The following is a 24,175-nucleotide window of genomic DNA, read 5'->3' as shown; positions in this document are numbered from 1 at the left end:
CGAATCCCAGTTCGGGCGGCCCCTTTCACACACCTGAAAATTTGGCTGACCTTGAAGGGTGACCGTCATGGCTACTCAGCAGACCCGTTCGCTTGCCCGCTTTATGTTGGCGCCATCCGTGGTGCTGCTGTTCGTCTGGATGATCGTGCCGCTGGCACTCACGATCTGGTTCTCCTTCCAGCAGTACAATCCGCTCAATCCGATCCGCGACGGGTTTGTCTGGTTCTCGAATTACTCGCTGTTCTATTCCAACCCGGCATTCCTGCAGTCGATCCTCAACACGCTGGTCCTGGTGGGCAGCGTGCTGCTGATCACCGTCATCGGCGGCATCATGCTGGCGCTGTTGATCGATCAGCCGATGTGGGGACAGGGGATCGTCCGCATCCTCGTCATCTCTCCGTTCTTCGTCATGCCGCCGGTGGCTGCACTTGTCTGGAAGAACATGATCATGCACCCGCAGTACGGCGTCTTTGCCGACATTGCGCGCTTCTTCGGGGGTCAACCGATCGACTGGTTCGGGCAGCATCCGATGCTTGCCATCATCATCATCGTCGCCTGGCAATGGCTGCCCTTCGCAACGCTGATCCTGCTGACCGCATTGCAGTCGCTCGACGGCGAGCAGAAGGAAGCCGCCGAGATGGACGGCGCCGGCTTCGTCAGCCGCTTCATCTATCTGACGCTGCCGCACATGTCGCGCGCCATCACCGTCGTCATCCTGATCCAGACCATCTTCCTGCTGTCGGTCTATGCCGAAATCCTGGTCACCACCAATGGCGGACCCGGCTATGCCTCCACCAACCTGCCCTTCCTCGTCTACCAGAAGGCATTGCTGGAGTTCAAAATCGGCCAGGCATCGGCCGGCGGTGTCATCGCCGTCATTCTCGCCAACATCGTCGCCTTCTTCGCCATGCGCGCGGTCGGCAAGAACCTGGACAAGTAAGGGAGGATACGATGGCACGTGCAGTCACCACCCAACACAAGGTCATTGCGACAGGCGCCGCCTGGATCGTCGCGCTGCTGATCTTCTTCCCGATCCTCTACACGATCATCACCTCGTTCAAGTCGGAGCAGGAGGCCATCCAGGGCTTCGCGCTGATCCCGTCGGGGACGTTCGAGAGCTATACCGAGGTCCAGGCGCAGAGCGGCTACTTCAAGTTCTTCTTCAACTCGGTGCTGCTCTCGGTCGGCTCGACCATCCTGGCCCTGATAGTCGCGGTTCCGGCCGCCTGGTCGATGGCCTTCTCGCCGGGCAAGTGGACCAAGGACATCCTGATGTGGATGCTCTCGACCAAGATGATGCCGGCGGTTGCCGTGCTGTTCCCGATCTACCTCATCTTCCGCGATGCCGGACTGCTCGACAGCCGCATCGGCCTGATGATCATGCTGATGCTGATCAACCTGCCCATCGTGATCTGGATGCTCTACACCTACTTCCGCGAAATCCCCGGCGAGATCCTGGAAGCGGCACGCATGGACGGCGCCACCTTGTGGGGCGAGATCGTCTATGTGCTGACCCCCATGGCCGTGCCGGGCATCGCATCGACCATGCTGCTCAACATCATCCTGGCGTGGAACGAAGCGTTCTGGACCATCCGCCTGACCACCACCGAGGCAGCGCCGCTGACGGCCTTCATCAGTTCGTTCTCGAGCCCGCAAGGCCTGTTCTGGGCCAAGCTTTCGGCGGCCTCGACGCTGGCCATCGCCCCCATCCTGATCATGGGCTGGTTCAGCCAGAAGCAGCTGGTGCGCGGCCTGACATTCGGCGCGGTAAAATAACGGACGTTGCCTGAAGCAATCCGGCCAAATAACCCCTCGGGGAGGAAACCATGGGAAACATCACGCTCAAGAACGTCTCCAAGCATTTCGGATCGACGGTCATCATTCCAGGCCTCGACCTGGTCATCGAGAATGGCGAGTTCGTCGTCTTCGTCGGGCCGTCGGGTTGCGGCAAGTCCACGTTGCTGCGCCTCATCGCCGGGCTCGAGGACACCAGCGGGGGCACCATCAACATCGATGGCCGTGACGTCACCGGCGAGGCGCCGGCCAAGCGCAAGCTGGCCATGGTATTCCAGTCCTATGCGCTCTATCCGCATATGACGGTGGCCAAGAACATCGGCTTCCCGCTGAAGATGGCGGGCGAGGATGTGGCGACGATCGACAAGAAGGTGAAGGACGCAGCCCGGGTCCTCAACCTCACCAACTATCTCGAACGCCGGCCCGGCCAGCTCTCCGGCGGCCAGCGGCAACGCGTCGCCATCGGCCGCGCCATCGTGCGCCAGCCCTCGGCATTCCTGTTCGACGAGCCGCTGTCCAATCTCGACGCCGCACTGCGCGGCACCATGCGGCTCGAAATCAGCGAGCTGCACCATCAGCTCAAGACGACGATGGTCTACGTCACCCACGACCAGATCGAAGCCATGACCATGGCCGACAAGATCGTCGTGCTCAACGCCGGCAACATCGAACAGGTCGGCTCGCCGATGGAACTCTACAAGTCGCCGAAGAACCTGTTCGTGGCGGGCTTCATCGGTTCGCCGAAAATGAACCTGATCGAAGGTGCGCCGGCGGCCAAATACAACGCCAAGACCATCGGCATTCGTCCCGAGCATATGGGGATATCGACCACCGCGGGTGACTGGAAAGCCCTTGTCGGCGTCGCCGAGCATCTGGGCTCCGACACCTTCCTGCATGTCCAGGCCGACGGCGTCGGTCCGCTGACGGTACGCGCCGATGGCGAACTGGCCGTACGCCACGGCGACACCATCTATTTGACGCCGGACAAGGTCCGCATGCATCGCTTCGGCCCCGACGGAAAGGCGCTGACGCAGTGAGACTGAAAGGCAAATCGGCGCTGATCACCGGATCCGCGCGCGGCATCGGCAGGGCTTTTGCCGAAGCCTACACGCGCGAGGGCGCCACGGTGGCCATTGCCGACATCAATCTGGCGGCTGCCGAAAAGACGGCCGCCGAGATTGGCGCCAACGCCTATCCGGTCAGGCTCGACGTCAGCGACCTCGCTTCGATCCAGGCGGCGGTCAATGCGGTCGAAACAAAGACCGGCGGCCTCGACATACTGATCAACAACGCTGCCTTGTTCGACCTGGCGCCGATCGTCGAGATCACCAAAGCAAGCTACGACAGCCTGTTCTCCGTCAACGTCGCCGGCACCTTGTTCATGCTGCAGGCAGCGGCGCGTTCGATGATCGCAAGGGGCAAGGGCGGCAAGATCATCAACATCGCCAGCCAGGCAGGACGGCGCGGCGAGCCGCTGGTCGCCGTCTATTGCGCCACCAAGGCCGCGGTGATTTCGCTGACCCAGTCCGCCGGGCTCGATCTGATCAAGCACCGCATCAACGTCAATGGCATCGCGCCCGGCGTCGTCGACAGCGACATGTGGGATGAGGTCGATGCGCTGTTCGCCAAATATGAGAACCGGGCGAAGGGCGAGAAGAAGCGGCTGGTCGGCGAGGGCGTGCCCTATGGCCGCATGGGCAAGCCGGAGGACCTGACCGGCATGGCGGTCTTCCTGGCCAGCGACGACGCCGAATACATTGTCGCCCAGACCTACAATGTCGATGGCGGCCAATGGATGAGTTGATGGGCCGGGATCACGCAGGCCGCAGCCCGGCCAAAAGGGTAGAAAAATGACCGTGAAACTCTCCTCCTCGATCCTCTCGGAACTCCCCGCCAAGGTCGCCGGTCCCAGATATGATCGCTCCAGGCTCAAACCCGGTATCGTCCATTTCGGCGTCGGCAATTTCCATCGGTCGCATCAGGCGGTCTATCTCGACGATCTCTTCAATGCAGGGATCGGCCATGACTGGGCTCTGGTCGGCGCCGGGGTCTTCGAGGGCGAAAAGCTCGGCCGTTCCAAGCTGCAGGAGCAGGACTGGCTGACCACCGTGGTCGAGCAGGATTCCGACCATATGAGCGCCCGCGTCACCGGCGTCATGATCGACTTCCTGACGCCCGGCGATGCCGATGCCATCATCGACCAGCTCGCCGATCCGGCGATCAAGATCGTCTCGTTGACCATCACGGAAGGCGGTTATTTCATCGATCCGGCCTCCGGCAAGTTCAACCCGACCCACCCCGACATCGTCGCCGACGCACAGGCAGGCACGACGCCGAAGACGGTGTTCGGCCTCATCCTGGCCGGGCTGAAGCGCCGCCGTGCCGACGGCATCGTGCCGTTCACCGTCATGTCTTGCGACAACATCCCTCACAACGGCCATGTCACCTCGGATGGCGTCATCGGCCTCGCCCGCCTGATCGATGAGGATCTGGCGAACTGGGTCAGCGACAATGTCGCCTTTCCCAACGGCATGGTCGACCGCATCACCCCCGCCACCTCCGACCGCGAGCGCGGTATTCTCGCCTCGGAGTTCGGCCTCGAGGACAACTGGCCGGTGTTCTGCGAGCCGTTCAAGCAATGGGTGCTGGAAGACCGTTTCACCGACGGCCGCCCGCCGCTGGAAAAGGTCGGTGTGCAATTCGTGAGGGATGTCGCGCCCTATGAGCTGATGAAGATCCGCATCCTCAATGGCGGTCATGCCACGATCGCTTATCCCGCAGGGTTGATGGACATCCATTTCGTCCATGAGGCGATGCAGGAGCCGCTGGTGCGCGGCTTCCTCGCCAAGCTCGAGCATGACGAGATCATCCCGACGGTGCCGCCGGTGCCGGACACCGTGCTGGAGGATTATTACCAGCTCATCGAGCACCGCTTTTCCAACCCGAAGATCGGCGACACCATCCGTCGGCTTTGCCTCGACGGTTCCAACCGGCAGCCGAAATTCATCATCCCGACCATTGCCGACCGGCTGAAGGCCGGCAAAGGCGTCGCGGGTCTGGCGCTCGAGTCCGCGCTGTGGTGCCGCTACTGTTTCGGCACCACAGACAGCGGCGCGGTCATCGAGGCCAACGACCCGAGTTGGGACCGGCTGCAGGCAAGCGCGAAGGCGGCGAAGGATAAGCCCGGTGCCTGGCTTGCGATGGAGGATATCTATGGCGGTGTCGGCCGCTCGGCGCCGTTCGCCGAGGCCTTTGCCCATGCGCTCAACGTCTTGTGGGCGAATGGCACGCGCGCGACGCTGACGCGCTATATCTCCGGCAAGCTCTGACGCCAGCCGCAATGACGCCCGAACTGGTCATCTTCGACTGTGACGGCGTGCTGGTCGACAGCGAGGCGCTGTCGGTTTCGGCTCTGCTCGGCATGATCTCTGCCGCCGGGGGCTCGGTCAGCGAGGATGCCGCCTACGAGCATTTCCTCGGCAAGAGCATGAAGAGCGTGCGCGAGATACTTCTTCGCGATTTCACCATCGACATCACCGACGTGCATCTTACCGACATGCGCGTCGAACTGATGCGCAAATTCCGCGAGGAGCTGAAGCCGATTCCCGGCATCAGCGACATCCTGCCGAGGCTGGGCGTACCCTGCTGCGTCGCTTCCTCCGGCACGCTCGACCGGATACGCTACGCGCTCGACGTCACCGGTCTGCTCGGCCTGCTCGAGCCGCATCTGTTCAGTGCCGCCATGGTCGCGCGCGGCAAGCCGGCGCCGGATCTTTTTCTCCATGCCGCCGCCGCCATGGGCGCGCATCCCGGTAATTGCATCGTAATCGAGGACAGCCCTGCCGGCATCGCGGCGGCGCGTGCGGCCGGCATGCGCGTCTTTGCTTTCACCGGCGGTTCGCACGCCGGCAACCCGGCCTTGAAAGCGCGGCTTGCGTCGAGTGAACCGGACTTTATATTCGCGGACATGCTGCAATTGCCCGATCTGATTGCAGGCTAGAGCATGATGCCGAAAAGTGTGAAGCGGTTTTCGGACGACATCATGCTCTACTTCTTTGATTTAGAGACGGATTCAGATTTCAGGTCGAACAGACCTGAAATCATACGGCTCTAGGGAGCGAGAGTAAAAGCATCTTGACGAAGAGCTTCGTTTGCGCGGTCGATGTCGGCACCGGGAGCGCCCGCGCGGGCATTCTCGATACGTCAGGCACCTTGCTCGGCCGCGCCGAGCATCCGATCGTCATGAACCAGCCGAAGGCCGATCACGCCGAGCACAATTCGCAGGATATCTGGTCGGCGGTCTGCATCGCGGTGCGTGCCGCGCGCGAAAAGGCCGGTGTGTCAGCCGACGATATTGTCGGCATGTCGTTCGACGCCACCTGCTCGCTGGTGGTGCTGGACAGGAATGCCGGCCAGCTCAGCGTCTCGGTGACGGGCGAACGGCGCTGGGACACCATCGTCTGGCTCGACCATCGCGCCATCGCCGAGGCAGATGAATGCACCGATAGCGGCCACGCCGTACTCGACTATATCGGTGGCGTCATGTCGCCGGAAATGGCGACGCCGAAGCTGATGTGGCTAAAGCGCAATCTGCCGGGAACTTGGCATGAAGCCGGCTACCTATTCGACCTCACCGATTTCCTGACCTGGAAGGCGACCGGGTCGCTGGCGCGCTCGCAATGCACGCTGACCGCCAAATGGACCTATCTGGCGCATGAGGAAACCGGCTGGCGCCGTGACTTCTTCGACAGGGTCGGGCTTGGCGATCTGTTCGAACACGGCAGCCTGCCGGAGAAGGCAAGTGCTGTCGGCGCAGGCATCGGCACGCTCACCCCTGAAGCGGCGGCGGAGTTGGGCTTGAGCGAAAACTGTCGGGTCGGCGCCGGCGTCATCGATGCCTATGCCGGCGCGCTTGGCGTGCTCGGCGGCTTTGCTGGCGACGAGCAGAATATCGGCCGCCATCTGGCATTGATCGCCGGCACCTCGTCCTGCGTCATGGCCATGTCGCCCGATCCGCAGCCTTTCGCCGGCGTCTGGGGTCCATACTATGGCGCCGCACTGCCAAAGCTCTGGCTGTCGGAAGGCGGCCAGTCGGCTACCGGGGCTTTGCTCGACCACATCATCCGCTGGCATGGCGCCGGCGGCGAGCCGGATGCGGCCATGCATGCCAAGATCGCCAGGCGCGTCGCTGAACTGCGCAGCACCGAAGGCGACAAGCTGGCGGCGAGGTTGCATGTGCTGCCGGATTTCCACGGCAACCGCTCGCCGCTTGCCGACCCGCATGCCGTCGGCGTGGTCAGTGGGCTGACGCTGGATTCCTCCTTCGACAGTCTGTGCAAGCTGTATTGGCGCACCGCCGTCGGCATCGCGCTCGGCGTGCGCCATGTGCTGGAGGCGCTGAACGAGAACGGCTATCTCATCGACACGCTGCATGTCACCGGCGGCCACACCAAGAACCCGTTGCTGATGGAGCTTTATGCCGACGCGACCGGCTGCGCGGTGATCGAGCCGCTGGCCGACGAAGCCGTTCTGCTCGGCACCGGCATGGTCGCCGCCACCGCGGCCGGTCTGTTCCCGGACCTGAATGCCGCTTGCGTCGCCATGCAGCAAGGCGGCAGGGCGCGCACCTCGAACCCGGCCGCGTCAGGCCGCTTCGACCGCGACTACAAGATTTTCCTCGAAATGCACCGCCAGCGGCAGGAGCTCGACGCCATCAGCTAGAGCAATTCCAGGAAAAATGTGAAGCGGTTTTCCGTCCGGAATTGCGTACCAAATCTAGGCCTCCTCTCGCCGGCGCAAGGATACGCCGGTCGCCGCGTCGAACAGATGCACGCTCTCCTCCTCGAATGTGTAGCGCACAGGCGCGCGCAACGCCGGGCATTCGCGGGCCGATACCAATGCGCCGACCTCCTTGCCGCCGCAGGCGAACGTCACCAGCGCGTCATTGCCATGGAACTCGATGAGGTCGGCGGTGCCTTGCAGAAGATTGATGCTCTGAGCGACGGCGGTCTTCAGGTCCGGCGGTCGGATTCCAAGCACGGCGCGCTGGACGCCGCGTAGATCGAAGCCCGAGCCTTCTATGGAGAAGCTCGAGCCGCCGCCTGTCAGCGTCCAGCGTTCGTCCTTCCGCCCGACGACCACGTCGATGAAATTCATGTTCGGCGTACCGATGAAGCCGGCGACGAACAGATTGCCCGGCTGGCGATAGATCTCCGCAGGCGAGCCGATCTGTTCGATAACGCCATCCCTGAGCAGCACGATCCGGTCGGCCAGCGTCATCGCTTCCAACTGATCGTGGGTGACATAGACGGTGGTGGTCTTCAGCGACTGATGCAGCCGGGCGATCTCGACCCGCATGTGGTTGCGCAGCTTGGCATCTAGATTGGACAGCGGCTCGTCGAACAGGAACACTTTCGGCGTCTTGATCATGGCGCGCGCAATCGCCACGCGCTGCTGCTGGCCGCCGGAAAGTTCGGTCGGCTTGCGGGCGAGGTAAGGTTCGAGGCCGAGCGTCGTTGCCACCGCCTCGACCCGCTTCCGGATCTCGGCCGGGGGCACTTTCTGTCGCTTGAGCCCAAAGGCGATGTTGTCGAAGATCGTCATATGCGGGTAGAGCGCATAGTTCTGGAAAACCATGGCAATGCCGCGCTCGCCGGGCTCGAGATCGTTGACCACTTTGCCGCCGATCGACACTTCCCCGCCGCTGATATCCTCCAGTCCGGCCAGCATCCTGAGCAAGGTCGACTTGCCGCAGCCGGACGGGCCGAGGAATACGACGAATTCGTGCTCCTCGATCGAGAGATTGAGGTCGCGGATGACGGTGGTGGCGCCGTAAGCCTTGTCGACATGGGAGCAAACGATCGCGGACATGGTCAGCCCTTCTCGCCGGTAAGAAGGATTTGCAGCTTGACGTCTTGCGGCTTGCCTTGCGCCGCCCGCTCGAAGGCCTCGATGCTGTCCGAGAAATCATAAGTGCCGGTGATCAGCGGCTTGAGGTCGACCTTCCCCGAGGCGATCAGCTGCAGCGCGCGGTCGAAGATGTTGGCGTAACGGAACACCGTCTCGATGCGCACTTCCTTGGAGATCGCCGCCGGAACGTTGAGGCTGACCGGTTCGACCGGCAGTCCGACCAGCACCACCGCGCCGCCCGGCCGCACGACATCGAACAGGTCGGCGAATGCCTTCGGGCTGCCGCTCGCCTCGAACACGATATCCGCGCCCCAATTGTCGGTCGCGGCGGAGACTGCGTCGACCAGCGATTGCTCACCTATATTGACCGGCACGATGCCGGGATATTGTGCGGCAATCTCGAGCTTGGGTGCGGAAAAATCGGAGATCAGCACCTTCGAGCAGCCGCCGGCCAGCGCCGCCAGCGCGATCATGATGCCGATCGGGCCGCAGCCGACGACGACGGCGACGTCGCCAGGCACGATGCGGGCGCGGCTCGCCGCCTGCATGCCGATAGCAAAGGGTTCGACCATCGCGCCTTCGGCGAAGGTGACATTGTCCGGCAGTCTGTAGGTGAAGGCGGCCGGGTGCACGGCATAGGGCGCCAGCACGCCATGCACCGGCGGTGTCGCCCAGAAGCTGACATCGGGATCGACATTATAGATGCCGAGCCTCGTCGCGCGCGACGACAGGTTCGGCACGCCCGGCTCCATGCAGACGCGGTCGCCGACCCTCAACGTCTCGACTTCGGCGCCCACCTCGACAACGGTCCCGGCGGCTTCGTGGCCGAGCACCATCGGCGCCCGCACGACATAACTGCCGATCGCGCCATGCGTATAATAGTGCACGTCGCTGCCGCAGACGCCGACCGTGTGGATGGCGATCTTGACATCGCCCGGTCCGACGTCGAGCGGCAGCGCGATCTCGCGCAGCGACAGTTCGCCTTTTTTCTCAAGCACCAGTGCCCGCATAGGTAAGTCCTCGCATCAAGTCTTTTTTTGCCGGAAAACGGAATTCAGGAAGCCGCTGAGCACGCCGAGGAACAGCAGCGGCGGTAGCGACAACAGCACGACCGAGGCGTTGAGGATTCCCCACGGCACGTTCATGCCTTGCTGTGAAAGTTCGGAAGCGACGATCGGCAATGTCTTGGCGTTGGAACTGGACAGCATCAGCGCGATCAGGAATTCGTTCCACACCAGCACGAAGCTGAAGGCGACGGCGCCGATCAGCGAGCGCGCCGCTACCGGCAGCGCAATGCGCCAGAACACCGAGTAAGCGCCGTAGCCGTCGAGGAAAGCGGCTTCCTCGGTTTCCTTCGGCACGGCCTGGAAGGCGGGAATGGCGAGCCACATGATCACCGAGATGGTGAGCAGCGAATAGGTGACGATCAGCGCCGGCAAGGTGTCGTAGAGCCCGATCTGCAGCCAGATCACCATCAGCGGAATGGCGACTGCCACCGGGGGCAGGAAGCGCAGCGACAACACGAAGAACTGGATGTCGCCAGCGAAGCGATTGGGATAGCGCGCCACCGCATAGGCTGCCGGAAGGCCGAGCATGACGCCGATCAGCACGGCGACGCCGCAGGAAATGACCGAGTTATAGAGACCGGTCATTACGCTGTCGCGGCCGATGATGTAGCTGATATTGTCGAAGGTCGGGGTAAACACCAGGCGCGGCACTCGGGTGATGATGTCGACATTGTTCTTCAGCGAATTGACCGCCGTCCAGGCGAGCGGAAACACCGCCATGAAGCCGGCGAAGGCCAGGATGATCTTGCCGATGAGGCGGCCCGGTCTCATGCGATACGGTCTCATGCGATTCGACTTCATGCCTGCACCCGCTTCCACAGCATGGTGAACGTGATGACGGTGGCCATCATCATCAGCACCGCCATGGCCGAGGCGTAGGACACCTTGCCGGACTCGATGAAGCCTTGCGAGAAGGCGTACATGTCGAGTGTCTCGGTCGCCACGCCCGGCCCGCCGCGCGTCATCACATAGATCAGGTCGAAGGAGCGCAGCGATTCGATCATCTTGACGAACATCAGGCTGATCAGCGGCGCCTTCAGCATCGGCAAGGTCACATAGGCGTGGATCTGCCAGCGTTTGGCATGGTCGAGCCGCGCTGCCTCGATCGGCTGCGGCGGCAGCGTTTCCAGCAGCTTCAGCACGATGACGGCAAAGAACAGTCCCCACTGCCACACATCGACCGAGGCGACGGCAAACAGGGCCGTCGCTGGCTTCGAAAGCGGGTCGAAGATCAGCCCGCCGGTGATCAGCCGGTAGGGGTAGGTGGCGATGCCGTAGAGCGGATGATAGGCGAACTTCCACACGAAGGCCGCCGACACGCGCGGCAACAGCACCGGGATGATGAACAGCAGGCAGTAGATGTTGCGCAGCCGCGGCGACGCTACTTCGAACATCAGCACGCCGAGCCCGATCGCCACCATCATCGTCGCCACCACGGTGACGATTTCCCACTTCACCGAAACCCAGACCGCGTTGAGGAAACGCCGGTCGGCGAACAGGTCGATGAAGTTCGACAGCCAGACCCAGGAATAGTCCGACGAGCTCAGCTCGCGGTTCTGCAGCGCAATGACGATGGCGTACAGCGTCGGCACCATCGACAGCACCAGAAGAATGGCGAGCGTCGGAACCAGAAACGTCACGGGCAGGGAAGAGCGTCGGCGCATTGCCTATCCTCGGGCTGTGCCTTTTTGGGGAGAACCCGCGGCGCACAGGTCCCGGCATCCGGTCGAATGCCGTGGACCGCGCGCCGCGGGCGGGAGGATTACTTCTTCTTCACCAGCTCGTTGGCGTAGGCCTCGAGTTCGTCGAGGCCGCCCTTGACGTCGGTGCGCGTGCCGGTGACCAGCTCTTCCAGGATGATGCCCCAGCGGTCGCCGAGATCCGGCCAGCGCGGATCCTGCCAGAAGTTCACCGCCGTCACTTTGCCGGTATCGGCAAGCGCCTGGCCGAGATCGGCGCCATAGATGTCGGCGAACTCCTTGCTGGACAGCACGCTGGTGCGGTTGAGCTCGCCGAATTGGTGCGCGTCGAGCCGGCGCTTCTCGTTCTCCTTCGACGTCGCCCAGGCGATGAACAGGCCGGCGCATTGCTTCGCGGCGTCATCGGCATTGGCCTTGGCGGCGATGGCGAGGCCGTGGCCGTAGCCGCCGCCGGTCAGTGGCGAGGGCGGCGGCAGGAAGCCGATCTTGCCGACCACTTGCGAGGTCTTCGGGTCGACCGCCATGCCCGACAGCGGCGTCGATTCGACCAAGATGGCAACCTGGCCCGACAGGAAGGCGCCGGTCGATTCGTCCCAGCTGCCGGTCTGCGTGCCGGGCGCTGAATCCTTGAACAGTTTAAGATAGGTCTCGGTCGCTTTGACCGCGGCCTCGGAGTTGAAAGCCGGCTTGTCACCGTCGAACCATTTTCCGCCATAGGCCTTGAAGAACGGCATCCAGCGCCAGACATTAGCGCCCGAGCCACGCGCGCCGCGCAGCGCGATGCCGTACATGCCCTTGTCGGGATCGGTCAGCTTCGGCACGTCGGCGATCAACTCGTCCAGCGACTTCGGCGGCTGGATGCCGGCGGCTTCCAGAATGTCCTTGCGGTAGACCATCAGGTCGCCGCCGCCGGTCAGCGGCGCGAACCACACCTTGCCGTCATAGGTGGCGACCTTCTGCCGGCCCGGGTCGAAATCGGCGTAGTCGTAGTCAGCCGGGTAATAGTCGGTGAGCGGCACGATCCATTTCGACGAGGCGAACAGCGCGACATTGGCTTCGTCGACATAGTAGACGTTGTAGTTGCCGACCGTGGACGCATCGGCGCGCGACTTTGCCCGGCGGTCGTTCTCGTTGAGATAGTCGATCTGGAAGCTGGCGCCGGCCAGTTTCTGGAACTCGTCCTTGGACGCTTCCAGCAGCGTCAGCCCGTCACGCGGTTGCGCCAGCACCTTGACCGGCGCCGAGCAGACCGGCGCCGCCAGCGCCATGGTCGAGAGGGTCGTGGTAAGCATGAAAGCTGCGCTTATGCTCGCAGCGAGCCGAATTGGTTTCATTGATTTTCTCCTCCAGGAACAGTCGCAGGAAGCGGAAGTCTTCGGTTGCGCGATCCTCGCCATCGCCCGAGCGACAAGCCACCCATCGCCAAAATGAGGAGTTGCTAAAGGCCGCGCTAGAAGCCCCGTTGCAGCAGACCTGTACTTTTATGCATTGTGCGCTGCAAAATCCGGCCCGCCTGCACGGCCTCTGTCACATGAGTACCGATGGAGTGAGGAAGGCCGGTTTTCAGGCGCGCATCGTCATCCGCTGCTTCGACAGCTTGCGGTAGGATGACGGCGTCATCCGGTGCTTGCGCAGGAAGGCGCGGTTGAAGTTGGAGATGTTCATGTAGCCGACCTGGAAGCAGATGTCGGTGATCGGAATATCGGTGTCCGCCAGCAGCTTGCAGGCTTGCCAGAGCCGGAGCTTGGCGATGTGGTCGCTGAAACTGTTGCCGGTGTTCTTCTGGAAGAAGCGCGAAAACGTGCTTTCGCTCATCCCGGCCAGCTCCGCCGCCTCCGGCAGCTTCAGATCCTCGGCGAAATGCTGGAAGAGATAGGTCAGCGTGCGCTGGATGATGTCCAGCGAGGTTGCGTCGAGCGCGGGTGAGAAATCCGGCGAGGACAAAAGCTCGTATTCGTCTGTCCTGGCCAGCAGATCGACCAGTTCGAGGAAGAGGCAAAACCGGGCGAGCCCGTGCACGGTGCCCATCCTTTCCATCAGCGCAGCGCCGTCGAGCGCGGCGCGGCCATGGAAGACGATGCCGCGCAGCGATCGCTCCAGGAACGGTTCCAGTTCGCGCAGCTCCGGCAGCAGTCCCGCCGAGCCGCGCAGCCGCTGCGGATCGAATTGCAGCACGATGTCGCGTCCTTCGATCAGCTCGCCGGGTTGCACCGATGTCACCCAGTCATGCGGCAGCCCGCCGCCGACGATGCTCAGGTAGCCCGGCCCGAATTCGCCGATGTGATCGCCGACCAGCGCGACCCCGGAAGACTTCCGCAGGAGATGGATCTCGTATTCCGGATGAAAATTCCAGACATTGCGCTCCCAGGGATAGTCGTCGAGCCGCCACAGGAAACTGTCGCTCGCCTCGGTGACGATGTGCTCGAAAGCCGGCACCGTGCGAGGGATCGCGGCCGTGTTCTTTCTGCGCCTGAATGCCATCGTCTGCTCTCCGGGGCGTATGAGGAAGCGACTGGTTTCGGGTAATCCGTAGCAGTCTGTCGCCCGCAAGTGAACGATGTCTGCCTCAGCGATTTCAACGCCGGCTCTCGATGATCTCAATGAAGCGGGCGAACAGCCCGGCCTGGGATTTGACGCCGAGTTTGCGATGGATGTTGCGGCGATGGACCTTCACCGTTCCCGGCACGATGCGCATGGCTCTTGCGATCGACTCGGTGGAATGCCCCTGCAGCACCAGATCGACGACATGCTTTTCGCGCGGGGTCAGCGACAGGCTTTCCCAAATGTGGGCGCGGTCGAACTCGTTGACGGCGGCGATCGTCTCGCCCTGCTCCGCTTCGTCCTGCTCCTCGGCCGAAAGTGCGGGCCAGCGCAACCGGGCGAAGTTGATGACCGCCGGCGCCATGTCGCGCAGCAGCCTGGCATCGGCGGTGCCGAAGGGACCCGAGGCGTGCAATCGCATCAGCGACAGCACCAGCGCATCCTTGCCGGGCAGCGGCACGAAGAAGCCGACCTCCTCGGCCAGCCTTGTCTGGCTATAGTAGGTGCGAAAATACTCGCTGGCATAGAAGCGGTCGGGCGCCAGCTCGCGCATGCGCCAGAACCCCTCCTTGCGCTCCACCGCCGCGTGATGAAATGGGTCGAGCAGATAAGGTCCTTCCTGATAGAGCGTGACGAAGACATGGCTCTCGGCCGGCGAGAAGGTTTCGAACAGCAGCGGCGGTCGCGATGCGCCGCGATAGCCGAAGATAACGCAGTGGTCGAAGCTGACATGCTGGCTCAGCCAATCGACCATTGCCTGGCCGAACATTTCGCCGCTGGTCTCTCGCGTTGCCGCGACAAGGGCTGCGAGCCGGCTGTATTCGTCGCTGCGGGACGCACTCAACCTATACCCCCTCAAACGAGAAAATAGATCAGATATACCACCTGCGAGGTATATACTAGCCGCCATCGGCTCTGGTAGCGTCCTGAAATAGCCCTGTTGCTGGAGCCAGCACTTTGACCGCAGTGCCCGACATCGAGTTTCGCGGCGTCACCAAGCGCTATGGCGCCGTGACCGCTGTCAGCGGCATCGATCTGGCTGTGCCGCCCTCCGCCTTTGTCGCCCTTCTCGGACCGTCCGGCTGCGGCAAGACCACATGCCTGCGCATGATCGGCGGCTTCGAGCAGCCGAGCGAAGGCCAGGTGTTCATCCGCGGCCAAGACATGGCCGGAACGCCGCCCTATCGTCGGCCGGTCAACATGGTGTTCCAGCAATACGCGCTGTTTCCGCATCTCGATGTCGAAGCCAATGTGTCCTACGGGCTGCGCCAGGCACGGCCGCGCCTGTCGTCGCAGGAAATCGGCCGGCGCGCCGGCGAGGCGCTCGAAATGGTGCGGCTCGCCGGCTATGGCCGCCGCAAGATTCACGAACTCTCCGGCGGCCAGCAGCAGCGCGTCGCGCTGGCGCGCGCACTGGTCAACAAGCCGGCCGTGCTGTTGCTCGACGAGCCGCTGGCGGCCCTCGACAAGAAACTGCGCACCGACATGCAGATCGAGTTGCAGAACCTGCAGCGCGAGATCGGCATCACCTTCGTGCTGGTCACCCACGACCAGGAGGAGGCGCTGTCGATGAGCGACTTCGTCTGCGTCATGAACGGCGGCCGCATCGTACAGCTCGGGCAACCAAGCGAGATCTATGACGAGCCGGCCGACCTGTTCGTCGCCGACTTCGTCGGCAAGACCAATCTGTTGAGCGGCAAGGTTGCCGGGCATACAGGCGATCTTATCAATGTGGCGCTGGCGGACGGAACCGTCATTGCCGCGCGCAAACGAACCGCCTTGCAGCAGGGCGAGACCGTTTCTGTTAGCCTGCGTCCTGAATCGCTAAGCCTCGGCGCCACCAAAGGCAGCCCTTTCAAGGGCATCGTACGCAACCGGATCTTCTTGGGCTCGACGGCGGAATACGCCATCGAGGTGCAGGGCATCGGAACGCTGCTGGCCAAGGCCGACCATGTGATCGGCCATGGCAACCTCTTCAAGCCGGGTGAACCCGTCGCCATCGGCTTTGCCTCCGGGACGCCGCTGGCGTTTCCGGAGACCAAGAACAACGGGACCAACCAGAGGGTAGCAAAAAATGTCGAAATCATATCGTGACGGACTGCCGATTAGCCCCGAGAACTTCGTCGACCAGCTGATGCGCCTGAAGCGCGGCTCGATCGGCCGCCGCGATTTCCTCGGCCTCACCGGCCTGGGCATCGCAACCGCGGTGATGGCGCGCGAGCTCGGCATCATGCCGACGCCGGCCTTCGCCGCCGAAAACCTCGGCGACCGCATGTCGATCGCCACCTGGCCGAACTATCACGACCCGCAGACCTTCGAGAATTTCAAGAAGGACACCGGCGTCGCCGTCGAGGTCAACGTCTTCGGCTCCAATGAGGAGATGCTTGCCAAGCTGCAGGCCGGCGCCTCGGGCTGGAGCCTGTTCGTACCGACCAACTACACGATCTCGACCTACAAGAAACTCGGCATCATCGATCCGCTCGACATGGCCAAGCTGCCGAATTTCGACGGCTCCCAGGAGGACCCGCGCTTCACCTCGGAAGGCACGATCGACGGCACGACCTACGCGGTGCCGAAGAACTGGGGCACCACGGGCTTTGCCGTCAACACCAAGAAGCTGGCCAAGCCGATGACGAGCTGGAAGGAGTTCTGGGACATCGCCATGGCTGAGGGCGATGGCCGCACCATGGTGCATGACTACCAGCTGACCACCATCGGCAACGCGCTGAAATATTACGGTTATTCCTTCAACTCGCTGAAGCAGGACGAGCTCGCCAAGGCCGAGGAGCTGCTGCTCAAGGTCAAGCCGCATCTGTTCGCGGTCTCGTCCGACTACCAGCCGGGAATGCGGGCGGGCGACGCCTGGATGACCATGTGCTGGACGAATGACGGCGCGCAGTTGCATCGCGATATCCCGGAGATCGCCTACGTGCTGGGCAAGGAGGGCGGCGAAATCTGGACCGATTTCTACGCCATCCCGAAGGACGCGCCGAACAAGCCGGCCGGCTATGCCTTGCTCAATTATCTGATGACCCCGGAGGTTGCTGTGAAGGAGCATCTCGCCAATGGCGCGCCCTCGACCGACGCACGCGTCAACAAGCTGTTGCCCAAGGAAGTGCTCGACAATCCGATCCTTTACCCGGCGGCCGACCTGTTGACACCGCTGGAGTTTGGTGCGGCGGCGACGCTGACCGACCCCGGCCGCGCCGAACTGATGGCGCGCTTCAAGTCGGCTTGAGGCTGGCCTAGCGCAAACGGAAAACCGGCGGGCCTATGTCCGCCGGCATCGGGGCGGTTTCCATGCACGGCAACAGGTTTCGGTATAACATCCTGACAGCGCTGCTGCTCGCTCCGGCTACAGTGTGGCTGTTGGTGTTTTTGGTGTTGCCGTTCGTCGCCATTGCCGTGTTCAGCGTCGGCGAGCGGGCGCCGGAGGGCGGCTATCAGGCCGCCTTCACGCTGGCGCAGTATGCCAATCTTCCGGCGCGGGCGACTGCTTTCTGGAACACGATGATGCTGGCGCCGGTGGGCGCGCTTGCCTGTCTGCTCGTCGCCTACCCGGTTGCCTACTACCTCGCCCTGAAGGCGCCGGAGCGCTGGCGGCTGATCCTGCTTGCGCTCGTCGTCATTCCGTTCTGGACCAGCCTGCTGATGCGCACCTATGCCTGGATGTACATTCTGGGCGGACGCGGCATTCCCGCGCTGCTGGCCTTTGTCGGCATCGAGGATGTCAGGCTGATCAACACGCNAGGCTGCTGGAAGCCTCCGCCGATCTCGGCGCGACCCCGCTCTCAACCTTTCTGGGGGTGACGCTGAAGCTGTCGCTGCCGGGCGTCATGACCGGCTTCTCGCTGGTCATGATCCTGCTGCTTGGCGAATACCTCATCCCGACGCTGCTTGGCGGCGGCAAGGTGTTCTTCATCGGCAACGCGTTGGTCGACCTGTTCCTGCAGTCGCGCAACTGGCCGTTCGGATCGGCCATCGCCATCACGCTGGTGGCGGTTTCGGTGGTGGTGCTGATCGCGGCAAACCGCATTTCGACACGGGTGTCGGGCGCCCGCAGGGTGGATCTGATCTGATGCGCGCCTTCGTCACAGCCGTCTTCGCCTTCCTCTATCTGCCGATCGCGTTGGTCGTGCTGTTTTCCTTCAACGCCGGCCGCCATGCCAGCGAGTTCACCGGCTTTTCGGTGCAGTGGTACGGCACGGCGCTGTCGAACCCGTTCCTGGTCGAGGCGTTGAAGAACAGCCTGTTCATCGCCACCACCAGCGCCCTTCTGGCGGCGGTGTGCGGCACGGCGGCGGCACTCGGCCTGGCGCGGGTGGGGCTCAGAACCCGCGCCGTCTTCGACGCGCTGATGGGTGCCGCGATCGTCGTTCCCGGCGTCGTCATCGGCATCTCGACGCTTGTCGCGCTGGTCCAGCTGTTTGGCGTGCTCAACCCGTTCCTCGCCTCGATCTGGCCAAACGACCAGCCGCCGCGCCTGTCGCTCGGCTATGGATCGATCATCGCCGCCCACGGCCTGTTTTCGATGGCGTTGGTGACGATAATCGTCGGCACGCGTCTCGCCAGCCTCGACCGCAACCTGGTTGAGGCCTCGAGCGATCTCTACGCCACGCCGCTGACGACGTTCCGCTCGATCGTGCTGCCGCAGATCATGCCGGCTGTGGTCGCCGGTTTCCTGCTCGCCTTCACCTTCTCCTTCGACGATTTCATCGTCGCCTTCTTCGTCGCCGGCGCGCAGACGACGCTGCCGATCTATGTCTTCGCCTCGATCCGGCGCGGCGTGACGCCGGAAATCAACGCCATCGCCACCATCGTGCTCGTCGCCTCGGTTCTTCTGGTGGTGCTTGCCCAATGGCAGCTGCGCCAGCGCCAGCCGTCAAACTGAACAAGCCATCCAGCTGAAAGACAAATTCATGATCCTTAGAGACCGCATCGCCGTGGTGACGGGCGCCGGTTCCGGCATCGGCCGCGCCGGCGCCATGATCATGGCCAGGGAAGGCGCTGTGGTGGTCATCGCCGACCGGGATCTGGCCAGCGGCGAGACCACGGCGGCGGACATCCGGGCAGTGGGCGGGCAGGCCGAGGCGATTGTCACCGACGTCTCTGACGACGCGGCGGTCGGGCAGCTCATCACCGGCACGCTCGGCAAGTATGGCCGCATCGACATTCTGCACAATCACGCCGGCATCCAGGTCGGCGGGACGCTGACCGAGGTCGAGGTCGATGGCATGGATGCGTCCTGGCGCATCAATGTACGGGCGCAGTTCCTGGCCGCGCGGCTGGCCATGCCGGCGATGGTCGCGCAAGGCGGCGGCGTCATCCTCAACACGGCTTCGAATTCGGGCGTCTTCTACGACCGCGAGATGATCGCCTATGCCACGTCCAAACATGCCGTGGTGGCGATGACCAGGCAGATGTCGCTCGACTATGCCCGCCACAATGTGCGCGTCAACGCGCTCTGCCCGGGCTGGGTCGACACGCCTTTCAACGAGCCGTTCATCGCCCAGATGGGCGGACGCGAGGCGATCGAAACCTATGTCCGCACCAGGATTCCGATGGGCCGCTGGGCGAGCGCCGAAGAGATCGCAGAAGCGATCCTGTTCCTCGTCTCCGACCGCTCATCCTTCATGACCGGCCAGGCACTGGTGATCGACGGCGGCGAAAGCATCGGCTGATCTAGAGCAATTCCAGGAAAAGTGTGTAACGGTTTTCCGTCCGGAATTGCGTAAAACAAATAAGGGCAGCCGGATAGGAGGGTTCCCGCTTCTGGCTCAATCGCCGGCTGCCCGTCCTCCCTTGCCTTCATGCCGCATTTCGTCCAATAGAACGACGCAAACGCTGCGAAACCGAAGGTTTTGCCGTTTGGAAGTGCGGCTTCCGGCCTCGTTGCCGACGCGCCGCAATCGGAAAGAGCAGGACAATGTCTGCGATCGAAGCCGGCGCTCGTGCGCCGGAAAATCTTTGGCGTCAGGAAATCAGGGCGACGCTGGCGCTGGCCTGGCCGATGGTGCTGACCAATCTCGGCCAGACCGCGATGACCGCCACCGACGTCATGATGATGGGGCGTCTGGGCGCGGACACGCTGGCCAGCGGCGCGCTTGGCGCCAATCTCTATTTCATGCCGCTGATCTTCGGCCTCGGCCTGATGCTGGCGACCTCGCCGATGATCGCCACCGAGCTTGGCCGCCGGCGCTATTCGGTGCGCGATTTGCGCCGTACCGTGCGCCAGGGCCTGTGGCTGGCGATCCTGATCTCGATCCCGATCTGGATCGTGCTGTGGCATGGCGAGGCCATTCTGCTGGCCATGGGCCAGGAGCCGGCGCTCGCCCACCAGGCCGGCATCTATCTGCGCTGGCTGGAATGGGCGGTGCTGCCGTTCTACGGCTATATCGTGCTGCGTTCCTTCATCTCGGCGCTGGAGCGGCCAGGCTGGGCGTTGGTCATCGTTTTCGTCGCCGTCGCCTGCAACGCCTTTTTCAACTGGGTGTTCATGTTCGGCAATCTCGGCGTCACCTCGATGGGCATTGCCGGTTCGGGGCTGGCGACCACGCTGTCGAGCACGCTGATGTTCTGCGGCCTGGCAGCCGTGGTGATGCTGGAGAAGAAGTTCCGCCGCTACCGCCTGTTCGGCCGCTTTTGGCGCTCCGACTGGCCGCGTTTCAAGGGTCTGCTGCGGCTCGGCATGCCGATCGCCGGCATCCTCGCCTTCGAGGTGACGATCTTCAACGCGGCAGCCCTGCTGATGGGCCTGATCGATGCGGACTCGCTGGCCGCGCACGCCATCGCAATCCAGATCGCCTCGATCTCCTTCATGGTGCCGCTCGGCCTCAACCAGGCCGTCACCGTGCGCGTCGGGCTGGCCCATGGCGCAGGCAATCCGGCAGGCGTTTCGCGCGCCGGCTGGACCGCCTTCGTCATCGGCGTCTCGTCCATGGCGCTGATGGCGCTGGTGATGGTGCTGTGGCCGCATCTGTTGATCAGCGCCTTCATCGACATGACCGATCCGGCCAATGCCAGGGTGATCGCGCTGGCCGTGTCGTTCCTTGCCTTTGCGGCGCTGTTCCAGATCTTCGACGGCGCGCAGGCCGTTGCCGCCGGCATGCTGCGCGGCCTGCACGACACCAAGGTGCCGATGATCTATGCCGCCATCGGCTATTGGGGCATCGGCCTGCCGCTCGGCGTGCTGCTCGCCTTCCATTTCGGCCTGCACGGCGTCGGCATCTGGATCGGCCTGGCGTCAGGTCTGGCCGTGGTGGCGGTGCTGCTCCTCGCGCGCTGGCTGCGGCGCGACCGCATAGCACCGCCGCTCGTCTTCAGCCATTAAAAGCAAAACGGCCGCCGGGTTCGGCGGCCGTTCTCGTTTGGCGTGGCTGCGCTCAGCTCCCGTCCGACGACATCGCGCCGAGCAGTCTGCGTATATCGCCGAACCTGGCGATCGAGCCGAACACCAGTGCCGCCACCGCGACGAAGAACACCGACACCGAAGCCATGGTCGGTGTGTAGCCGTAGCGCAGCGCGTTGAAGATCTTGATGGGCAGCGTCTCGGTGGTGAAGCCGATCGTCATGTAGGCGACGATGTATTCGTTGAGCGACAAGACGAAGGCGAAGGCGTAGCCCGAGACGAGGTAGGGCAGGATCAACGGCAGCACCACGGTTTTCAGCACTGTGCGGTCATCGGCGCCCATGGTCGCCGCGGCCTCGACCAGCGAGCGGTCGATCGAGGCAAAGCCGAGCGACAGCGTCACCAGCGGCAGCGTCACGAAGAAGATGGCGTGGCTGATTATGGCGGTGAAGAACTGGCCGAACAGCCCGACCGTCGCCCAGAAGGAGAGGAAGCCGAGCGCGGTGATGACCGGCGGCAGGATGAAGGGGGCAAGCCCCAGCACCTGGAAGATGTTCGCCCATGGCGCGATGCGCCGCCACAGGAACCAGGCCAGGGGCAGCGCGACCGCCACGGCAATGGCTGCCGAGCAGACGGCCAGCGTCACCGAATGGATCAGCGCCAGCCGCCATTCCGGATCGGTGAAGATCTGGGCGTACCAGGCGAGCGAGAAGCCGACCGGGGGGAAGCTGAGCTCCTGCCGCGAATTCACCGACACGCCGGCGACGACGATCAGCGGCGCCGCCAGAAACAAAGCGACGATGGTGAAATAGACACGGCGCAGCAAGGTCGCGGTCATAGGGCGTTCTCCCTTCGTCCGACGAGCAGCGTCAGTCCGACCAGCGCCAGCGAGATCAGCACCAGGAACACCGCCATCGCGGCTGCGAACGGCATGTTGGACTGGTAGATCGCCTGGTCGGTGATCAGCACCGACAGCGTCCAGTGTTGCGGGCGTCCCAGAATCTGCGGTAGCAGATAGGAGCCGAGCGCAAAGACGAAGACCATGATCAGCGTCGCCACGATGGTGTTGCGCAGCGCCGGCGCGACGACGTTGAAGAAGGCCCGGATAGGCGAGGCGCCGAGCGTGCGCGCGGCCTCTAACAGAGTCGGATCGAGGCGGACCAAAGCGGGGTAAAGCACCAGGATCGTATAGGGCAGCGCCTGGTAAACCATGCCGGTCAGCACCGCGCCGAAGGTCGGCAGCAGCGCCACCGGCTTGTCCATCAGCCCGATCGCCACGAACAGATTGGTGATGCCCGCCGTGCGCGAAAACAGCGTCGACCAGGCAAAGCCGATGATGACTTCCGACAGCGACAGCACCGACAGCAGGCCGACCAGCCATAGCGTCTGCACGCGGCGCGGCCGGCGGGTCAGGAGGTAGGTGAAGGGGAAGGCGATGGCCACGCAGCAGACGGCGACCAGCACCGCCAGCATCAGTGAAAAGCCGAGCACGCCGCCGAAGAATACCGACAGGAAGCGGGCGTAATTGTCGAACACGAAATCCGGCGTGTAGAAACCGGACGGGTTGCGCTTGAAGAAGCTCACGGCGATCATCGTCGAGAACGGCACGACGAAGAAGACGATCAGCATCAGCGCCGGAAAGAACAGCGGCGTGTAGTCGGCTAGCGACTTCGGAGCCTCGCGTCTCATGCGCCGAGCACCACGCAGCTGCCGGGCGGCAGCGTTACGCCGACCTTGGCGCCGACCGGCACGTCATGCCGTTCGCGCGGCGTGGTCACGGCAATGATGCTGGTGCCGCCGACATCGACGAAGGTCTCGATGGTGCCGCCGAGATCGCGAACGAAACTCACCTCGCCGGTAATGGCCGAGCCGCCGGGGCTGCCGAGATGCACATCCTCGGGGCGGACCGATACAGACGCTTTAGTCTGACCCGCCGGCATGGCAAGACCTGGAATGGCTGTGCCCAGAATGGTGGTGCGCCCGGTGCTGTCGATCTCGGCCGGCAGCAGATTGGTGATGCCGATGAAGTCGGCGACGAAGGCGTCGGCCGGCTTGCGGTAGATCTCGATCGGCGGCGCCGCCTGCAGGATCCTGCCGTGGCCCATGACGACGACGAGGTCGGCCATGGTCATGGCTTCGCGCTGGTCGTGGGTGACGACGATGGTGGTGATGCCCAACCGCTGCTGCAACTGGCGCAGTTCCACCTGCATGGCCTCGCGCAGTTTGGCGTCGAGCGCCGACAGCGGCTCGTCGAGCAGGAACAGTTTCGGCGACAGCGCCAAGGCCCGTGCAATTGCCACGCGCTGGCGCTGACCGCCCGACAGTTTGGCCACCGGGCGGTCGGCAAAGCCGGTCAGATGGATGAGGCCTAGCAACTCGTCGACGCGCTTCTTCTGCTCCTCCTTCGAGGCGCCGCGAATGCGCAGCGCATAGGCGATGTTGTCGCCGACAGAGAGATGCGGAAACAGCGCCAGCGACTGGAACACCATGCCGAGATTGCGCTTGTGCGTCGGCAAAGGCGTGATGTCCTCGCCGTCGAGCACGATGGCGCCGCTGGTCGGCTCCTCCAGTCCGGCAATCATGCGCAGCAGCGTGGTCTTGCCGCAGCCCGATGGGCCGAGCAGACACACGAACGTGCCATGCGGCACGTTGAGCTGGACATTGTCGACGGCGGCGAAGTTGCCGAATTTTTTGGTGACGGCGTTGATATCTAGTCCGGACATGCTCATCCCTCTCAGGCTGTGCGCTGGAGCAATTCCAGGAAATGGCCGCCGGAGGAAATCCGGCGGCCGATCAGTTTTCAAGCGGAACGGGCG

General features: G+C 63.5%; 22 protein-coding genes and 1 pseudogene. 13 read left to right on the top strand and 10 right to left on the bottom strand.

Annotated elements, in window-relative coordinates:
- The first annotated feature begins 67 nt into the window (after window positions 1-67).
- The 7 genes from X757_RS153825 (at window position 68) to X757_RS153855 (ending at window position 7,515) form a co-directional block, all read left to right on the top strand.
- The gene (locus X757_RS153825) at window positions 68-940 is read left to right on the top strand and encodes a carbohydrate ABC transporter permease (protein ID WP_023725992.1); all 873 of its coding nucleotides are present in this window, start codon (window positions 68-70) and stop codon (window positions 938-940) included.
- 11 nt (window positions 941-951) lie between these two features.
- Window positions 952-1,776, top strand: a complete 825-nt coding sequence (locus tag X757_RS153830; protein ID WP_023671250.1) for a carbohydrate ABC transporter permease — start codon at window positions 952-954, stop codon at window positions 1,774-1,776.
- A gap of 50 nt (window positions 1,777-1,826) precedes the next feature.
- Entirely contained in the window at window positions 1,827-2,831 is a 1,005-nt protein-coding gene (locus X757_RS153835) for an ABC transporter ATP-binding protein (protein WP_023689168.1), read from the top strand.
- A complete protein-coding gene (locus X757_RS153840) occupies window positions 2,828-3,598 on the top strand; it encodes an L-iditol 2-dehydrogenase (RefSeq protein ID WP_023725991.1) in 771 nt (256 codons plus the stop codon). Before X757_RS153835 ends, X757_RS153840 begins: the two co-directional genes overlap by 4 nt.
- 46 nt (window positions 3,599-3,644) lie before the next feature.
- A complete protein-coding gene (locus tag X757_RS153845; protein ID WP_023725990.1) occupies window positions 3,645-5,123 on the top strand; it encodes a mannitol dehydrogenase family protein in 1,479 nt (492 codons plus the stop codon).
- Between the two features lie 11 nt (window positions 5,124-5,134).
- A complete protein-coding gene (locus X757_RS153850; RefSeq protein ID WP_023689170.1) occupies window positions 5,135-5,794 on the top strand; it encodes an HAD family hydrolase in 660 nt (219 codons plus the stop codon).
- Between the two features lie 134 nt (window positions 5,795-5,928).
- On the top strand, window positions 5,929-7,515 hold the full coding sequence (locus X757_RS153855) for an FGGY-family carbohydrate kinase (protein WP_023725989.1): 1,587 nt from the start codon (window positions 5,929-5,931) through the stop codon (window positions 7,513-7,515).
- 54 nt (window positions 7,516-7,569) lie between these two features.
- Here X757_RS153855 and X757_RS153860 read toward each other — a convergent pair whose 3' ends face one another.
- The 7 genes from X757_RS153860 to X757_RS153890 all read right to left on the bottom strand — a co-directional run bounded on the left by X757_RS153860 (window position 7,570) and on the right by X757_RS153890 (window position 14,855).
- Window positions 7,570-8,664, bottom strand: a complete 1,095-nt coding sequence (locus X757_RS153860; protein WP_023725988.1) for an ABC transporter ATP-binding protein — start codon at window positions 8,662-8,664, stop codon at window positions 7,570-7,572.
- Between the two features lie 2 nt (window positions 8,665-8,666).
- Window positions 8,667-9,713, bottom strand: coding sequence for an NAD(P)-dependent alcohol dehydrogenase (locus X757_RS153865; protein WP_023703712.1), 1,047 nt, complete (start codon window positions 9,711-9,713; stop codon window positions 8,667-8,669).
- Window positions 9,714-9,728: 15 nt separating this feature from the next.
- A complete protein-coding gene (locus tag X757_RS153870) occupies window positions 9,729-10,541 on the bottom strand; it encodes a carbohydrate ABC transporter permease (protein WP_023725987.1) in 813 nt (270 codons plus the stop codon).
- Window positions 10,542-10,567: 26 nt separating this feature from the next.
- On the bottom strand, window positions 10,568-11,434 hold the full coding sequence (locus X757_RS153875) for a carbohydrate ABC transporter permease (RefSeq protein ID WP_023725986.1): 867 nt from the start codon (window positions 11,432-11,434) through the stop codon (window positions 10,568-10,570).
- Window positions 11,435-11,532: 98 nt separating this feature from the next.
- On the bottom strand, window positions 11,533-12,804 hold the full coding sequence (locus X757_RS153880; RefSeq protein WP_023725985.1) for a sugar ABC transporter substrate-binding protein: 1,272 nt from the start codon (window positions 12,802-12,804) through the stop codon (window positions 11,533-11,535).
- Window positions 12,805-13,033: 229 nt separating this feature from the next.
- On the bottom strand, window positions 13,034-13,951 hold the full coding sequence (locus X757_RS153885; protein WP_023671262.1) for an AraC family transcriptional regulator: 918 nt from the start codon (window positions 13,949-13,951) through the stop codon (window positions 13,034-13,036).
- A gap of 94 nt (window positions 13,952-14,045) precedes the next feature.
- Window positions 14,046-14,855, bottom strand: a complete 810-nt coding sequence (locus tag X757_RS153890; RefSeq protein WP_023725984.1) for a LuxR C-terminal-related transcriptional regulator — start codon at window positions 14,853-14,855, stop codon at window positions 14,046-14,048.
- A 113-nt stretch (window positions 14,856-14,968) separates the two neighbouring features.
- Between X757_RS153890 and X757_RS153895 the strand changes: the two genes are divergently transcribed.
- The 6 genes and pseudogenes from X757_RS153895 (at window position 14,969) to X757_RS153915 (ending at window position 21,341) form a co-directional block, all read left to right on the top strand.
- Window positions 14,969-16,105 carry an ABC transporter ATP-binding protein gene (locus tag X757_RS153895; RefSeq protein ID WP_023725983.1) on the top strand — a complete coding sequence of 379 codons (1,137 nt, stop codon included), beginning with the start codon at window positions 14,969-14,971 and terminating at the stop codon, window positions 16,103-16,105.
- Window positions 16,086-17,249 carry a PotD/PotF family extracellular solute-binding protein gene (locus tag X757_RS153900; protein WP_023725982.1) on the top strand — a complete coding sequence of 388 codons (1,164 nt, stop codon included), beginning with the start codon at window positions 16,086-16,088 and terminating at the stop codon, window positions 17,247-17,249. Before X757_RS153895 ends, X757_RS153900 begins: the two co-directional genes overlap by 20 nt.
- Window positions 17,250-17,311: 62 nt before the next feature.
- Window positions 17,312-18,090: pseudogene (locus X757_RS01000000164710) on the top strand (ABC transporter permease).
- Window positions 18,090-18,902, top strand: coding sequence for an ABC transporter permease (locus tag X757_RS153905; RefSeq protein ID WP_023725981.1), 813 nt, complete (start codon window positions 18,090-18,092; stop codon window positions 18,900-18,902). Before X757_RS01000000164710 ends, X757_RS153905 begins: the two are co-directional and overlap by 1 nt.
- A 28-nt stretch (window positions 18,903-18,930) precedes the next feature.
- Entirely contained in the window at window positions 18,931-19,692 is a 762-nt protein-coding gene (locus X757_RS153910; RefSeq protein WP_023725980.1) for an SDR family NAD(P)-dependent oxidoreductase, read from the top strand.
- Window positions 19,693-19,937: 245 nt separating this feature from the next.
- Window positions 19,938-21,341, top strand: coding sequence for an MATE family efflux transporter (locus X757_RS153915; protein WP_023725979.1), 1,404 nt, complete (start codon window positions 19,938-19,940; stop codon window positions 21,339-21,341).
- Window positions 21,342-21,393: 52 nt separating this feature from the next.
- On the opposite strand, the gene X757_RS153920 is transcribed toward X757_RS153915, so the two are convergent.
- The 3 genes from X757_RS153920 to X757_RS153930 are packed head-to-tail and all read right to left on the bottom strand — an operon-like array spanning window position 21,394 to window position 24,082.
- Window positions 21,394-22,197 carry an ABC transporter permease gene (locus X757_RS153920; protein WP_023671272.1) on the bottom strand — a complete coding sequence of 268 codons (804 nt, stop codon included), beginning with the start codon at window positions 22,195-22,197 and terminating at the stop codon, window positions 21,394-21,396.
- Window positions 22,194-23,048 carry an ABC transporter permease gene (locus X757_RS153925; RefSeq protein ID WP_023695891.1) on the bottom strand — a complete coding sequence of 285 codons (855 nt, stop codon included), beginning with the start codon at window positions 23,046-23,048 and terminating at the stop codon, window positions 22,194-22,196. The genes X757_RS153920 and X757_RS153925 overlap by 4 nt, the downstream gene beginning before the upstream one ends.
- Window positions 23,045-24,082: an ABC transporter ATP-binding protein gene (locus X757_RS153930; protein ID WP_023695892.1), complete on the bottom strand. Its 1,038-nt coding sequence runs from the start codon at window positions 24,080-24,082 to the stop codon at window positions 23,045-23,047. Before X757_RS153930 ends, X757_RS153925 begins: the two co-directional genes overlap by 4 nt.
- Between the last annotated feature and the right edge of the window lie 93 nt (window positions 24,083-24,175).

The sequence above is a fragment of the Mesorhizobium sp. LSHC412B00 genome (assembly GCF_000503035.1).
Lineage (GTDB): Bacteria > Pseudomonadota > Alphaproteobacteria > Rhizobiales > Rhizobiaceae > Mesorhizobium.
Note: the sequence above shows the minus strand (reverse complement) of the source record. Positions and strands in the feature narration are given on the sequence as shown.

What these genes read in the sequence shown, in the direction of transcription:
- X757_RS153825 (WP_023725992.1), top strand. Translation starts at nt 68, where the DNA reads ATGGCTACTCAGCAGACCCGTTCGCTTGCCCGCTTTATGTTGGCGCCA.
- X757_RS153875 (WP_023725986.1), bottom strand. Translation starts at nt 11,434, where the DNA reads ATGCGCCGACGCTCTTCCCTGCCCGTGACGTTTCTGGTTCCGACGCTC.
- X757_RS153865 (WP_023703712.1), bottom strand. Translation starts at nt 9,713, where the DNA reads ATGCGGGCACTGGTGCTTGAGAAAAAAGGCGAACTGTCGCTGCGCGAG.
- X757_RS153845 (WP_023725990.1), top strand. Translation starts at nt 3,645, where the DNA reads ATGACCGTGAAACTCTCCTCCTCGATCCTCTCGGAACTCCCCGCCAAG.
- X757_RS153920 (WP_023671272.1), bottom strand. Translation starts at nt 22,197, where the DNA reads ATGACCGCGACCTTGCTGCGCCGTGTCTATTTCACCATCGTCGCTTTG.
- X757_RS153925 (WP_023695891.1), bottom strand. Translation starts at nt 23,048, where the DNA reads ATGAGACGCGAGGCTCCGAAGTCGCTAGCCGACTACACGCCGCTGTTC.
- X757_RS153885 (WP_023671262.1), bottom strand. Translation starts at nt 13,951, where the DNA reads ATGGCATTCAGGCGCAGAAAGAACACGGCCGCGATCCCTCGCACGGTG.
- X757_RS153860 (WP_023725988.1), bottom strand. Translation starts at nt 8,664, where the DNA reads ATGTCCGCGATCGTTTGCTCCCATGTCGACAAGGCTTACGGCGCCACC.
- X757_RS153850 (WP_023689170.1), top strand. Translation starts at nt 5,135, where the DNA reads ATGACGCCCGAACTGGTCATCTTCGACTGTGACGGCGTGCTGGTCGAC.
- X757_RS153900 (WP_023725982.1), top strand. Translation starts at nt 16,086, where the DNA reads ATGTCGAAATCATATCGTGACGGACTGCCGATTAGCCCCGAGAACTTC.
- X757_RS153830 (WP_023671250.1), top strand. Translation starts at nt 952, where the DNA reads ATGGCACGTGCAGTCACCACCCAACACAAGGTCATTGCGACAGGCGCC.
- X757_RS153930 (WP_023695892.1), bottom strand. Translation starts at nt 24,082, where the DNA reads ATGTCCGGACTAGATATCAACGCCGTCACCAAAAAATTCGGCAACTTC.
- X757_RS153880 (WP_023725985.1), bottom strand. Translation starts at nt 12,804, where the DNA reads ATGAAACCAATTCGGCTCGCTGCGAGCATAAGCGCAGCTTTCATGCTT.
- X757_RS153915 (WP_023725979.1), top strand. Translation starts at nt 19,938, where the DNA reads ATGTCTGCGATCGAAGCCGGCGCTCGTGCGCCGGAAAATCTTTGGCGT.
- X757_RS153905 (WP_023725981.1), top strand. Translation starts at nt 18,090, where the DNA reads ATGCGCGCCTTCGTCACAGCCGTCTTCGCCTTCCTCTATCTGCCGATC.
- X757_RS153870 (WP_023725987.1), bottom strand. Translation starts at nt 10,541, where the DNA reads ATGAGACCGGGCCGCCTCATCGGCAAGATCATCCTGGCCTTCGCCGGC.
- X757_RS153835 (WP_023689168.1), top strand. Translation starts at nt 1,827, where the DNA reads ATGGGAAACATCACGCTCAAGAACGTCTCCAAGCATTTCGGATCGACG.
- X757_RS153910 (WP_023725980.1), top strand. Translation starts at nt 18,931, where the DNA reads ATGATCCTTAGAGACCGCATCGCCGTGGTGACGGGCGCCGGTTCCGGC.